A 13,859-nucleotide genomic window follows, 5' to 3' on the forward strand; every position below is an offset into this window, starting at 1 on the left:
GAGGACGCTACGGGACGGAGCCGGTCGTCGGCGCCGCGGTGACCGGCGGCGGGACCGGCTTCGGCAGGTCCGGCAGCGGGATGAACTGGATCTTGACCGCGTCGCGCTCCAGCCTGGCCGGGCGGTGGTTCTGCGAGTCGAAGAACGTGATGCCGCCGCCGTCGTTCCAGGCGTTGAACACGTGCCCGGTGCCGTCGGCGCGGGTGATGCCGATGCTGGCGTGCCTGCCCGGTTGCGCGGCCAGGTAGTCGACCACCTCGTGGTAGTTCGCGGCGGTCTGGAACGTCGACTTGAAGGTGCTCTCCAGGTACGTGCCCGGCGCCGGTGCGGGCAGCGGCGGGGCGGCGACCGGGCGGCCGTGCAGCGTCTCGTGGGTGGCGATCACGCAGTTCGTGCAGTTGACGTCGTGGCCGGGGGTGTTGTTCTCGAAGTTGGTCCGGTTCACGTTCGACAGGCCGGGGTAGGCCGTGTTCGCCCACGTGGCGGCGGCGCTGTCGTCGGCGAACGCGGCGAAGTGCTTCGTGCCCGCCGGCAGCCACTTGGCCAGCTCGGCCGCGTGCTCGGCGTCCTGCCTGGCGTTGAGCCGGTCCTCCTCGGCCTTGCGCTCGGCGGTCTGGCGGGCGTCGAGCGCCGCCTCGGCCTGCTTCTGCTCCAGCAGCTGCCTGGCCTTGAGGTCCTGCTCCGCCTTGAGGCGCTCGGCGTCCTGCTTGACCTTGAGCTGCTGCTCGGCCTGCTGCCGTTCGGCGAGCTGCCGCTGGTCGAGCTGGTGCTCGGCGGTCCGGCGGTCGCCGTCCTGCCTCAGGCGCAGCTCCTGCTCGACCCGCAGCCGCTCGGCGGCCTGCTCGTGGTCGAGCTGCTGCTCGACGTTGCGCTGGACGGCCGCCTGGTTGAGCCCGACCTGCTGCCGGACCTGGTTCGGGTCGAACGACCCCGGCGCGACGGCGAGCTGCTGCTGGATCTGCGCCTCCACCTGGTTGCGCTCCAGCTGCTGGTTCGCCAGGACCTGGGCGGCGACCTGCTGCCGGTGCGCCTGCTGGTTGGTCGCCAGCTCGGCGGAGACGCGGTCGTACTCGGCCTGGAGCCGGGCGGCGAGCGCGTTGCTCTCGGTGACGCGGTCCTGCTGCTGCTTGGCGAGCAGGTCCGCCTCGGCCTTGAGGCGTTCGGCGTCGAGCTTCGCGGCCACGGCGGCGCTCTCGGCGTTGTACTCGGCCTGCTGCTTCGCCTTGAGCGCCAGCGCCTCGGCCTGCTTCTCGGCTGCTTGACGGGCCGCGACGGCGTTGCTCTCGGCGGTCCGCTCGGACTGGTGGCGCGAGGCCAGGGCGGCGGCATCGGCGTCGCGCTTGGCGGTGGTGCTCGCTGTGCTCGACGTGCTCGGGGCCGACGTGCTGGTGCTCGGGGTGGGCGTGCCGCCGGCGGTGGGTGCGCCGAAGGTGCGCGTGGCGGTGGCCGCCGGTGCGCCGAAGGTCTGCACGACGGGCGGCGGCGCGGAGGTCGAGCCGGACCGGGAACCGGTGGTTCCGGGATCGGGCGGAGGAGTGCCGGCGGACGAGGTCTTGGTGGACGAGGTGCCGGCCGGCGAGGTGCTCGCGGGCGGGGTGTTGGCGGGCGGGGTGTTGAACGCGGCCAGCTGCCGGTCGGCCCCGGTCTTGCCGTGCCACCAGTTCGCCTGCCCGACGTCGGCCGCGTCCTGCTTGCGCGCCAGGTCGGTCTGGGCGGCGGTGATCCGCGTCTCCAGGTCGGCGCGCTCCCGCACGGCCCGCTGGTGGTCGCGCTCGGCCGTCTGCCTGGCCTGGTGGGCGTTGTCGCGGCCCTCGGTCGCGTCCTGGACGGCCTGCACCAGGCCCGGCCGCACCGGGTCGGGCGCAACGTTCGGGTCGGGCGCGGCGTCCGGGTCGGCGTTCGGCTGGGTGCTCGGTGGGTTGGCCCGGTCGTGCCGGGCCAGGGCCGCCTCGGCGTCCCGCAACGCGGTGTCCGCCGTCCGCGCCTCCCGCGACCGGGTGTCCAGGACGGTCTGGCGGTTGGTGACCTCCGCGTCCGCGGCGGTGCGCTGGGCGAGCAGGTCCTGCGCCTGGTGGCGCGCGGCCTCCACGGCGGCCTCGGCGGTGCGCCACGTCTTCGCCGCGTCCCGCACGCCGTCCTGCGCGGTCGCCAGCTCCGGCGGGACGGTGCGGCCCAACGCCGCCTCCACGTCCGCCAGCGGCATCCGCAGGTCGACGGAGTCGGGCACGGTCAGGTCGTAGACACCGACCTTGCCGCCGCCGAGGTCGGCGACGAACCGGTACTGCACGGTGAACCCCACCAGGCCCGTGCGCCCGGACGGCTTCAGGTTCTGCTGCGTGCCGCTGATCGGGCCGCCCGAGTCGGCGGTCGAATCGTCGCTGGTGTGCTTGAACTCCGGCACGGCGAACGCGGAGTTGGCCGAGTTGACCAGGTCCGGGTTGCCCTGCGGGTCGTCCGCCTTCTTGTTCACGCCGCCCGTCGGCGCGACGACGACGTCCCCGCTCTGGGTGTGCTTCGCCTCGGACGTGGTGGTGTGCGTGGTGGAGGTCGGGTTCTCCAGCTTGACGCCGTCGGTGAGCGAGTCGAGCCGGGGGTCGACCAGCTTCGCGTACACCTTCAGGTTGGCGTGCTGCGCCCGGCCCAGCGTCGCCTCGTGCAGGCCCGGCACCTCCAGCGGGCCCTTCGCCATGCCGGGCAGCATCGACTGGAGCGTCTCGGAGCTCAGCGTGGACAGCAGCGAGTTGAGCGAGCCGGTGCCCTTGCCGGTGATGCCCTTGCCCGCGCCCGCGCGTTCCAGCGCCGCGATGGCCGCCATCCGCACGTCCTGGACGCCGCGCATCCCCTCGACCGACGTGCCGCCGGGCACGTCGTGGCCGCCCTGCCGCCAGGCGTCGATGTTGGCCTGCGACGCCTCGGCCGGCGGTCGGCTGGTCGCCTCCGCCCCGTACGGGCGGCGGTCGTCCGGCACGTCCGGCGAGTCCACGTGGACGTTGTCGGCGTGCAGCCGGACGGTGATCGGCGCCTCGTCGGCCTTGACCCGGCCGATCTCCTGGTCGCCCTTGTGCACCACCAGCTCGAACTCGACCGGCACCTCGTAGCGCACGGCCGGGCCGGTGGCGGTGTGCTTGTGGCCGAACAGCTCGGTCGTGGTGTCGGTGGTGGTCTTGCTCTGCGCGAAGTTGAGGCTCGCGCCGACCGCGCCGCCGACGGCGGGCGACTGGCCGTTGCGCACGTCCGGCAGGTGCTGACCGCCCGCCCTGGCGTTGATGCCCCAGGACGAGCCCTTGGCCACGGCGTCGGAGTTCCTGTTCGAGCCGGCCAGGATGTGCTCGACGTCGCGGCCGTCGTTGACCGCCTCCAGGAACTTCGGTTGCCCGACCTTGGCCTTCAGCGTGACCTGGTAGGTGTCCTTGCCGATCACCGTGCCGGGCTTGTGCAGCAGCAGCGGCACGCCGCCGTCCACCGCGGAGTCGATCAGGCCCTTGACGCTCGCCGGCGACGTCAGGTCGACCAGCCGCTGGAGGTTGCGCATCGAGTCGTCCAGCACCGAGTCGGGGATGAGCCGGCCCTTGGTGTTCTGGTTGACCACCGTGGCGAGCTGCGCGACCACGGGGGACAGGTCCGGCACGTCGTCCACCAGGCTGAGGCCCAGCCCGCCGGGTTCGCCGGGGTTGAGCCGCTTGGGCGGCCGCATCCGGCCGTGGTCCGGCGAGTTGTGCGGCGGCACGTCGTCCAGCAGGCCCATGTCCCGGGCGACCTGCTCGCTGACCCGCACGAACACCCCGCCCGGCAGGGTGACCGTCCCGCCGTTGGCGCGCGGCGTGCCCTTGTAGATCGCGTTGCCGGACCGGCTCTCGCCGACGATGGAGAAGTCCGCGTCCATCTGCACCAGCACGGTCCGCTCACCGGACGGGCGGACCAGCTTTCGGTCGACGTTGCCACCGACCTCGCGGGCCGTCGTCTCCGTCTTCGACCACGGCGTCCACTTCGCGCCCGCGGTGACCGTCGCGCCGCCCTGGGGCGTCGCGTCGTTCGGCTTGCCGCCGAGCCCGACGCCCGCCGAGCCCTCCACCGACTGGCCGTGCGCGACGCTGTCGCCCGCCTTGAAGCCGCCGGTCGTCCACGTCTCGACCGGTGTGGTGTCCGAGATGGACACCAGCTTCGGCTTGCCCAGCTTGACGGTCACGCCGATCGCGCCCGTGCGGTCGGTGACGCGGCGGTCGAACCGCAGGCTGTCCTCGACCATGCCCGTCTCGGCCATCCGGCGCAGGTTCGCCTTGAGGTTCTCCGGGCTGAACATCCGGTCGATCTGGTTGCGCGCCTGCGTGCCGGGCACGGTCAGCGACCCGTCCGCGCCCGCCGAGGTGTTCAGCAGCTCGATCGCCCTGCCCCGCAACGCCTCCGCGTTCGCCACGGCCTCGACGTGCAGCCACTCGTGGCGGGGCGGGCGGGCCGTGCCCGGCTTGAGCAGGGTGGAGATCGTGGTGTTCGGCGGCAGGTCGCCGGCCACCGGCTTGCCGGGCTTGAAGTCGGCCGACGGGGTCTTGAGCGCGGAGCCGTCCGGCACCCAGAGCTGCACCTTGCCGCCGATCTGCGGCAGGATCTTCGGGTTGTCGCGGGCGGTCGGGTCCAGCTGGTTGTTCAGGTCGACCGTCCGGACGACCGTCTTCTCCTTCGGCACCTGGAGGAACGGCGAGCCCGGCGTGACCCGCTTGACCCACGACTGGCTGCGGCTGAACGTGGTGATCTCGATGTCGAACTCGACGTCGTGCGCGAACACCTGCGCCTTGGTGTCACCGACGTTGAGCGCCACGTCGTTCACCACCGGACCGGCGGCGGTCTTGTTCGCGGTGGTGCTGCTGTACTTCACGGCCGCGGTGCCGGTGGGGGCCAGCGCCGCGGTGCCCGGCTTGACGTTCGCGCCGCCACGACCCTCGACGCCCGCGCTCCAGCCCTTCGTCGTGGTGGTCGCGCTGTCCAGCTTCGGCGCGGAGGAGGACAGGCCGCGCACCTGGCGGGCGTCCGCCTCGCCGAGGTGCTTCGCCCCGCTCAGCCTGGCCTTGACCGTGACGTTGACGAAGTCGTTGGTGGCGAAGCCCTGCCGCTTGAGCTGCACCTGCACACCGGGACCGAGCAGGCTGTCCATCTTCGCCCTCAGGGCGGTCGGCGAGAGCTCCGCGTCGAGCTTGCGCTGGTTGTTCAGCATCTCCACCACGTCGGCGAAGTTCTTGCCGTCCGCGCGCGGGTCGGTGCCGCGGTTCCACTCGGGCAGGAAGCCGTCGAAGTCGGGCAGGCCCCGGAGGGCGTTCTCGACCTGCGCCTGCACCTGGCTCGCCGTGGCGAACTCGCCGACGCGGATGTTGCCCGCCGCGAGGCCCTCGGCCAGGTAGGGCGGTTCGAACCGGGTGTCCTGCGTGCCCGGCTTGGTGATCCCGGTCTGGGTGCCCGCAGGCACGGGCAGGCCGTGCGCGCCCGCCTCCGGCAGCCCGAGCCGCACGTGGGCGGTCGCCGGGACGGTCACCGTGTCGCCGTTGGGCGTGCGCACCTCGACCTCGACGGTCACCTTGTACAGGCCGGTCTGCCCGCCGACCTGCATGCCGGCGCGGTTGACCGAGGTGACGCCCGCCGAGGAGCTCTCGGAGGTCTTGGCGGACGCCGAACCCGTGATGCCCGCCGTGCCGATGGGCACGCCCGGCGTGCCGACCCCGCCGCCGACGGCCGCGTTCACCTCGACGCCGGAACTGGTGGTGGCGGTGACGCCGGTGTTGGTGGTCGCCGTGTCGTGCATCCGGAACTGCGTGCCGCCGTGCGTGCCGACGAGCTCGGCGTCCACCAGCTTCGCCTTCATCTGCACGGCCGAGCCGTACGCCGAGTGCGGGCTGGTCAGGTTCGGCGAGGTGACCCAGCCGTTCAGCATCACGTGCAGGTTGTCGCGGATGTTCGTGGCGCTGAGGAAGTCCCGGAGCACCGTGCGGCCGTCCGCGCCGGGCTTCGTGACCGACGGGTGCAAGTTCGCGGCCACGTCCCTGAACGCCTGGTCCGCGTCGATGCCCGTGACCGCCTCGGGCACGAGGTGCTCGACCTTCGCGCCCCAGGCGGCGTCCGCGGGCCGCACCGTGCCCAGGGTGTTGTCGGTGTTGGCCAGGTTGCGCAGGTCGTCCGGGATCTGGAGGGCGACCGCGGTCCCGTTGGCCTGGACGTCCGTGGTGCCGACGACGGCGCCTTGCGCGTCGGTCAGCGTGACCCGGTACGTGACCGGCACGTCGTGCTTGGTCGAGCTGTCGCCGCCCCGGACCTCGCGGTCGTCCAGCGCGGAGGTCGTGGCGGTGTTGCCGGTGACGGGGGTGGAGAGGGTGGTCTTCACGCCGACCGTGCCGTACGCGCCCATGCCCTGGCTCGCGGTGGCGTTGAGGGAGACGTCGTTGCCGGTGGTCAGGCCCGTGGTCGTGGTGCTGGTCGCGCCGCTGTCCACCCGGCTGTCGACCTTGGCGGGTGACGCCGTGCCAGGGCCGGTCGCGGGGCCGAGGACCGCCGTGACGTTGGCGTCGTAGAAGTTCTTGCCGACCTGGACCTGGAAGCTGCGGCCGTTGCCGAGGAAGGACTCGAAGTTGTCGCCCAGCGCGTTGCCGATGCGGTCGAGGCCCTGCGGCGCCACGCCGTTCACGGTGGGCAGGAGGCCGTTCACCGCGGTCACGACCTGGTCCGCGCCGCGCACGTCGTTGACCGCGATCGAGCCGAGCGCCTGGCTGTTCTGGAAGAACGACGGCAGTGGCACGCCCGGCAGCACCGGGCCGGTCGGTGGGACGTTCGCCGGCGGGGTCGGCGGCTGCGCGGGCGGGGTGGGTGGCTGCGCCGGCGGGGTGGGTGGCTGCGCGGGCGGGATGCCGCGGCTCGACGGGGCGGGCGTGGTGGTCGGGGGTGCGCTGCGGGTGCCGGGGTCGTAATTCGGGTTGAGGATCTTCGGGCCGAACGTGCTCGGTGGCGGCGGTGTCAGCGACAGGTGCGGTTGCACGACCGGCTCGGCGGACACGATGAACTCCGGCTTGACGCCGCCGGGGAAGACGATCTCGTTCTCACCGGGCTTGGCGGTCTTGTCACCGAGGGTGGCGTTGACGTCGACACCCGCGCCGGCGGGCGTGGCGATCTCGTAGCGCCACATGCCCGGACGGCCCCACTTGCCGCCGATCCAGACGTTCTTCGTGCTGCCGACGAACATCGTTTCTTTGTTGGCGGACTGGTAGGTGGACAGGTCGCCGTCGGTCCGCCCGCCGGTGCGGGGCTTCATCCCCTGGACGAACGGGCCGTTCGGGTCGATGTTCCCGTCCTCCGTGACCGGCGGGCGGGTGTCGAACCGGTAGAGCGGGTCGGGACTGGTGTTCCAGACCGGTGTGGGCCGGATCGTCTCCGGGGTGACGTGCGGGTCGGCGGCGTAGGGCTTGACGTTGGGGTGCTCGGTCGCCGGCGGCGGTGTCGGTTCGACGATCTGCCACCGCCGCACCGGCGCCCCCGGGGGCCGGACCCCGCCCGGAGGTGGCGGCGGCGGGGGAACCGCACCGCTGGGGAGGGGCGGCGGTGGTGGCGCGTTGGTGTTGCCGAAGCCGGGCGCGGGCGGGATGCCGGTGCCCGGCAGGGGAGGAGGAGGCGGCGGTGGCGGGACCGGCCCGCCGGCTGGCTGCGCCGTGGTGTTGGGGAGCGGTGGAGGTGGTGGGGGCGGTGGCGGGACTGGGCCACCGGCTGGCTGGGCCGTTGTGTTGGGGAGTGGGGGCGGCGGTGGAGGCGGTGGTGGGACCGGGCCGCTGGCCGGCGGCACCGATCGTGTGGTCGGTGGGGTGGTGCCGTTCGTCGGCGTGGTGTTGGCCGGTGAGGGCTGGGTGTTCGGCTGAGGTGCCGGGGGCGCGGGTGAGGTGGTGCCGACCGGACTCGGCGACTGCGGGGCGCTGACGGTCGGTTTCGGCGCGGGAGGCGGCGTCGAGGGGGAGGCGGCCGGGGCCTTGGTGATGTTGCCGTCACCGACGGGTGGCTTGGGGGACTCGAACACACCCTTGTCCGACCCGCCGGTGAACCTGCCCGGACGATCCGTCGACGGGCTCGCGACAGGCGCGCCTGCGGCGGGAGGTGCCGCCATCGGAGGCGCGGCCGGTGCGTTCACCGGGGGCGCGGGGATGGCGGCCGGCTTTGGACCGGCCGAGGGTGGAGCGGTGCTGGTACCCGGCCCGTTGTTGGTCGGGCTGCTGGTGATCGGGCCGCCGGTGGTCGGGCTGCTGCTGATGGGGCCGACGGGAGCGGGGCCGCTGGGGTTCGGGGCGCTGGGGTTCGGGATGCTGATGGTCGGCTTCGGGGCCAGCGGTGGTGTCGAGGGCGAGCTGGCCGGGGCTTTGGTGATGTTGCCGTCGCCGGTGGGTGGTTTGGGTGCGTCGAAGACGCTCTTGCCTGGTCCGCCGGTGAACTTGCTGGAGCGGTCGGACCCACCGGCGCCGGGCGTACCGCCGGGGGCCATCGGTGCGCCGGCCATCGGGGGTGCCGCCGGAGCGCTCGCCGACGGTGTGGCGCTCGGTGGCGACTTCGGGCTCGTCGACGGGGCCGTTGCGGCGGCCGGTGCGCCGGTGGTGGGTGCGCCGGTCGTCGGTGCGGTGATCGGTGGCGGCGTGGTCGTGGAGGGAGCGCCGATCGTCGGCTTCGGGGCCGGCGGTGGCGTGGACGGCGAGCCGCCCGGGGCCTTGGTGATGTTGCCGTCGCCGGTCGGTGGTTTGGGTGCGTCGAAGACGCTCTTGCCTGGTCCGCCGGTGAACTTGCTGGAGCGGTCGGACCCACCGGCGCCGGGCGCGCCGCCGGGGGCCATCGGTGCGCCGGCCATCGGAGGCGGTGTCGCGGTCGGTGTGCCGGACAGCCCACCGCCGATGCCTCGGGCCGCGGTGCTCCCGCCGGGGGTGGTGGCACCCGCACCCGCACCGGTCACCGGGCCGGCTCCCGGCGTCGGACCGCCCTTGCCCGCCGGCCCGCCACCCGGCGCACCACCCGGCGAGCCGGGGACACCGCCGACGGGGCCGACCGAAGGCCCGCCCGGCGACTTGGACCCGCCCGGCGCGGTGGGACCGGTGGCGCCGGGAACACCGGCGACCGGCCCGACCGCAGGCCCGCCCGGTGACCTCGACCCACCCGTCCCGTGAGGACCGGTGGCGCCGGGGACCGCGGTGATCGGCGTGACCGAAGGCCCGCCGGGTGCCTTGGACCCGCCCGGCACGGTGGGGCCGGTGGCACCGGGCACATTCTGCACCGGGCTGACCGAAGGCCCGCCCGTGGTCTTGGTTCCGGCGGAGCCGTTGGGACCCGTGGCACCCGGCACGTTGGTGACCGGCGCGACGGCGGGTCCGCCCGGTCCCTTGGGTCCGCCGGGTCCGTTGGGCCCGGTCCCGCCGGGCACGTTGGTGATCGGTGTGACAGCTGGTCCGCCCGGTCCCTTGGGTCCGCCGGGTCCGTTCGGCCCGGACGCGCCGGGTACGTTGGTGATCGGTGTGACGGCGGTTCCGCCCGGCCCCTTGGGCCCGCCGGATCCGCTCGGCCCGGACGCGCCGGGCACGTTGGTGATCGGTGCGACGGCAGGTCCGCCCGGCCCCTTGCTCCCGAGCGGCCCGGTGCCGGGGGAGCCCGGTGGTCGTTGGGCGTTCGAGTTCGGGTCGATCTTGGTGAACTGGTCCTTGCTGAACTGGTCGTTCTGCACGTGCGTCTGGAAGGTCGCCTTCAACCCCGACTGCACGTTGCCCATCGCGGTGGAGGCCTTGTTCGCCTGGTTGACCGAGGCGTCGTTCGAGTTGTTCAACGCGGGCACCGCGACGAGCCCGATCGGACCGAGCGCGTTCGGCGCGAGCTTCAACCCCTGCAAACCGCCGGAGATCGTCGCCAGCCGCTCCTGCAGGCTGCCGGCCCTGCTCTGGAGGTTCTGCATGGACGACTCGTTCATGCCGAACCCGGAGTTGCCGGACGGCCCGCCGGCGGGCGGCGGCGGGCCCGGCGGCGGCGGTGACGACGTGCTGCCCGAGCTGTTCGGGTTCGGGTTGGCGTCGACGCCGCCACCGCGTGCCATAGCTGCTTCTCCGGGGTTTCGCTACCGCTGGACTTGACTGGTGGACGGCTCGCCGGACCCGGACGAGGACTGCGCGTACCGCGACTGGTAGTCGTCGTAGCTCGACTTCGCCGCCTCGCCCGCCGACTTCGCGTCGCCCACCGCCTGCTCGACGGTCCGGCCGGACTGCTCGGCCCGGCGCGAGGCCTCCTCGGCGGCCTTGATGTCGGCGTCGCTGCCCGACGCGAACGCCTTGGCGTTGGCCTCGGCCGCCGCCGCGTTGGCGGCCGCGTAGTCGGCGTTCGCCTGCGCGTACCTGGCGTTGGCCTCCTTCGCCGCGTCGTTCTTCGCCGACATGTCGTCCTCGGCGGCCGTGCGCCCCGGGTCGTCCTGGCCGGGGTTGTTGCGCTTGTACTCCTCGTACGCGGCCTCGGCGGCGTCGTCGGCGGGCTTCGCCGCGATCAGCGCGTCGTTGCTGGCCTTGGCCGCGTCGGCGACGTCCCGGCTCTCCTTCGCGGCGGTCTCGGCCGCCTTCGCGGCCTCCGAGCGCAGCGCGTCCGCCTCGCCCTTGGCCGACTCGTACCTCGCCATCGCGGCGTCGTACCCGGCCTGGTCACCGCGCACGGCGGCGGCGTTGGCCTCGTTGATGGCCGAGCTGACCTTCTCGTTCGCGGCGGCGGCCTGCCGCGAGGAGGCGTTCAGCGCCTCGTTGGCCGCCTTGGCCTCCTCGGCGGCCTTGGCCTCCGCCTCCTTGGCCTGCTCGTACTTCCTGGCGGCCTCCTCGGCCTTGGTGTTGGCGTCGGTGACCTTGTCGTCCTGCACGTCCTTGGCCAGCGCCTTGTCGATCTCGCGGTCGACGCCCTTCTGCGCCTTCCACGACTCGTAGCCGACCTCGGCCACGTCGGCGATGTTCTCGAACCGGTTCCAGCCCTTGCCGACGTTCTCGGTGATCTCGTCGAGGTTCTTGATCCGGCCCATCTGGCGGCCCAGCGCCGCGACGACCTTGGCGATCCGGGACGCGATGTTCACGCCCAGCGCCACCGCCTTGCCGACCGCGACGCCGATGAACGCGACGATCGACGCGCCGAAGGTGAAGAACGCGGCGGCGGCCGCGGCGATCGCGCCCGCCAGCAGCGACCCGAGCAGCTGGGCGATCAGGTCGCGCACGATGTCGCGCAGCACGGACACCAGCACGCCGCAGATCGCGACGATCTTGGCCTTCTGCTCGACCGCGTTGGCCAGCGAGTCCAGCTCCTGGCCCATCGACTCCATGTTCTTGCGGAACGCGTCGGAGGACGCGCCGGTCCACCCCTCGGCCGTGGCCAGCTCGCGCCGGTGGTCCTCGGCCAGCACCCGCAGCTCGGCGGCCTGCTTCTTGGTCGCCTCGACGTTGGCGTTGATCTCGTCCGGGTCGCCCATCAGCTGGTCGAGCGGTTCCTTGAGGAACGACACGTGCTCGATCAACCAGCCGATCCCCGCACCGAGGATCGTGCCGAACGGGTCGACCGCCAGCATGGCCATGGACGACGCCGTGCCGATCGCGGCGAACGTGATGTCCAGCGCCTTCTCGGTCTCGGTCTCCGCGTCCTTGCCGATCGTGGTGATCATCTCGTCCCAGGCCGAGATGAACAGGGAGCCCTTGAACTTGTTCTGCTCGGTGATCTCCATGCCGGGCGGCGCGGCGATCGGGGTGTCGGGGGCGGTCATCGGGTCAGGATCTCCTCGTCACCAGGGCTGGTTCTCGTCGTCCTCGTCGTCGCCCGGACGCGGGGGGCGCGCCGGCGACGACGGCATCTGCGGCTGCCTGCTCGGCGGGGGCGAGAACGGGGCCGCGGACGGGGCACCGAACGGCGGCGAGTGCGGAGGCGTGAGCGGGGCCGGCGGCACGGGCGGTCGCACGGGCTCGGGCTCCGGCGCGGCGTACTCGGCGTAGTCGGCGCCACCGTCCCCGACCTCGTCGTCCGGCATGGCGTCGCTGACCATCCGCATCGCCTCGGTGCCCTCGCCCAGCGGCTCGAACGCGGCCATCACCTGCTGCGCGGCCTGCTTCTGCGCGATTTTGGCCGTCTGCATGATCAGCGCGGTGAGGCGGGCCGAGCCGAGCTCGGTCGCCCGGTGGCCGAGCTGGATGTTCAGCAGGCCGCCGTTCGGGCCGACGGTGATGGTCACCGCGCCGTCCGGGCTGGACGCGGTGGCCTGCGAGTTCTCGAAGTTCTCCTGGAGGTCGGCCGACTTGCGCTGGAGATCGGCCAGCTTCGCCTCGAAGTTGTCCAGCCACTGCTGGGGGTCCAAGGTCAACCTCCTAGGGGGGATATCCGTGCAGGTTGGAGTGCACCGGACCCCACCAACGCCGCCCCAACGCCGCACCAACGGGTTAACCCCTGCGGGCCCCCGAACCAGATCGGCTCACGTTTCCCGATCGGCCACTTCACCCGATGCGCGCATTGACAGTGGGTAACCGGCTACGACGCGGGGAAATCGGCGGATCACTACGAGTGGCGGAGTCGCCTGATCGCACCAACGATTAGGTCACGTGCGGACCGGTCCGTGCGTGGGCGTCATTACTACGGGGTACGGTTCGCCACTCGGAAGCCCCGACGCCCGCTGTCGGGATGTGTCTGCTCCTAGCCGAGCAGGGAGGGAGACGAGCCGTGCGTCGTCGAATGCGTGGCCTCGCGGTGGCCGCGATCGCGCTGACCAGCGTTCTCACGATGGCCGCCTGTGCCAAGGACACCGGTGGGAACAACACCGGGTCCGGGTCGACCAACACCGCCGAGGGCTGCAAGCTGGCGGAGAAGCCGGCCGCCGCCTCGGCGACCTCCAGCGCCGCCGCGTCGAGCGAGAAGGTCGACGGCAGCGCGTTGAAGGTGGGCTTGGCCTACGACATCGGCGGTCGGGGCGACGCGTCGTTCAACGACTCCGCCGCGGCGGGCCTGGACAAGGCCAAGGCCGACCTCGGCATCGGCGAGGTCAAGGAGCTGACCGCGGCCCCGAACGAGCCCGAGGACGCCAAGCAGACCCGCCTGCGCCAGCTCGCGAGCGAGGGCTTCAACCCGATCATCGGTGTCGGCTTCGCCTACGCCGAGTCGCTGAAGGTCGTCGCGCCGGAGTTCCCGAACGTCAAGTTCGCCATCGTCGACGGTGCGGTCGAGGGCGCGGCCAACGTGACGCCGCTCGTCTTCGCCGAGGAGCAGGGCTCCTTCCTGGCGGGCGTCATCGCCGCCTACCAGTCGAAGAAGTGCCACATCGGCTTCGTCGGCGGCGTGGAGATCCCGCTGATCCAGAAGTTCGACGCGGGCTACGTCCAGGGCGCCAAGACCGCCGCGCCGGACATCAAGATCGAGTCGAAGTACCTGACCCCGGCGGGCGACTTCACCGGTTTCCAGGACCCGACCAAGGGCCAGGAGGCCGCGACCGGCCAGATCGAGGCCGGCGCCGACGTGCTCTACCACGCCGCGGGCGCCTCCGGCAAGGGCGTGTTCTCGGCCGCCAAGTCGGGCAACGCGCTCGCCATCGGCGTCGACTCCGACCAGTACAACCAGAAGACGGTCGAGGAGTCCAAGGACGTCATCGTGTCGTCGATGCTCAAGCGGGTCGACGTCGCGGTGTACGACTTCGTCAAGGCGGTCGCCAAGAACGACCTGGCGAGCCTGCCGAAGGTGTTCGACCTGTCCGTGGACGGCGTCGGCTACTCCACCTCCGGTGGGAAGATCAACGAGGAGCTCAAGGGCGTCCTGGAGGGCTACAAGGCCCAGATCATCTCCGGCAAGATCAAGGTCAAGTCGGCCCCGTAACCCCA

General features: G+C 72.6%; 6 protein-coding genes. 3 read left to right on the forward strand and 3 right to left on the reverse strand.

What is annotated here, in order from left to right; genetic code table 11:
* Positions 1–7: 7 nt before the first annotated feature.
* Positions 8–7,498, reverse strand: coding sequence for a scabin-related ADP-ribosyltransferase (locus ACYVLT_RS17240; RefSeq protein WP_461121209.1), 7,491 nt, complete (start codon positions 7,496–7,498; stop codon positions 8–10).
* Positions 7,499–7,907: 409 nt separating this feature from the next.
* Here ACYVLT_RS17240 and ACYVLT_RS17245 point away from each other — a divergent pair, with 409 nt between their 5' ends.
* Both ACYVLT_RS17245 and ACYVLT_RS17250 read left to right on the forward strand, forming a co-directional pair.
* The gene (locus ACYVLT_RS17245) at positions 7,908–9,167 is read left to right on the forward strand and encodes a hypothetical protein (protein ID WP_461121210.1); all 1,260 of its coding nucleotides are present in this window, start codon (positions 7,908–7,910) and stop codon (positions 9,165–9,167) included.
* A 345-nt stretch (positions 9,168–9,512) separates the two neighbouring features.
* Positions 9,513–10,118 carry a hypothetical protein gene (locus tag ACYVLT_RS17250; RefSeq protein WP_461121211.1) on the forward strand — a complete coding sequence of 202 codons (606 nt, stop codon included), beginning with the start codon at positions 9,513–9,515 and terminating at the stop codon, positions 10,116–10,118.
* On the opposite strand, the gene ACYVLT_RS17255 is transcribed toward ACYVLT_RS17250, so the two are convergent.
* Positions 10,103–11,767, reverse strand: a complete 1,665-nt coding sequence (locus ACYVLT_RS17255; RefSeq protein WP_461121212.1) for a hypothetical protein — start codon at positions 11,765–11,767, stop codon at positions 10,103–10,105. The two genes, ACYVLT_RS17250 and ACYVLT_RS17255, sit on opposite strands and share 16 nt — an antisense overlap.
* An 18-nt stretch (positions 11,768–11,785) precedes the next feature.
* The gene (locus ACYVLT_RS17260; RefSeq protein ID WP_461121213.1) at positions 11,786–12,352 is read right to left on the reverse strand and encodes a YbaB/EbfC family nucleoid-associated protein; all 567 of its coding nucleotides are present in this window, start codon (positions 12,350–12,352) and stop codon (positions 11,786–11,788) included.
* A gap of 371 nt (positions 12,353–12,723) precedes the next feature.
* Between ACYVLT_RS17260 and ACYVLT_RS17265 the strand changes: the two genes are divergently transcribed.
* Positions 12,724–13,854, forward strand: coding sequence for a BMP family lipoprotein (locus ACYVLT_RS17265; protein ID WP_461122234.1), 1,131 nt, complete (start codon positions 12,724–12,726; stop codon positions 13,852–13,854).
* The last annotated feature ends 5 nt before the right edge of the window (positions 13,855–13,859 follow it).

Source organism: Saccharothrix stipae (assembly GCF_054781895.1).

Coding starts and splice junctions, on each gene's coding strand:
- ACYVLT_RS17255 (WP_461121212.1), bottom strand. CDS start 11,767: ATGACCGCCCCCGACACCCCGATCGCCGCGCCGCCCGGCATGGAGATC.
- ACYVLT_RS17265 (WP_461122234.1), top strand. CDS start 12,724: ATGCGTGGCCTCGCGGTGGCCGCGATCGCGCTGACCAGCGTTCTCACG.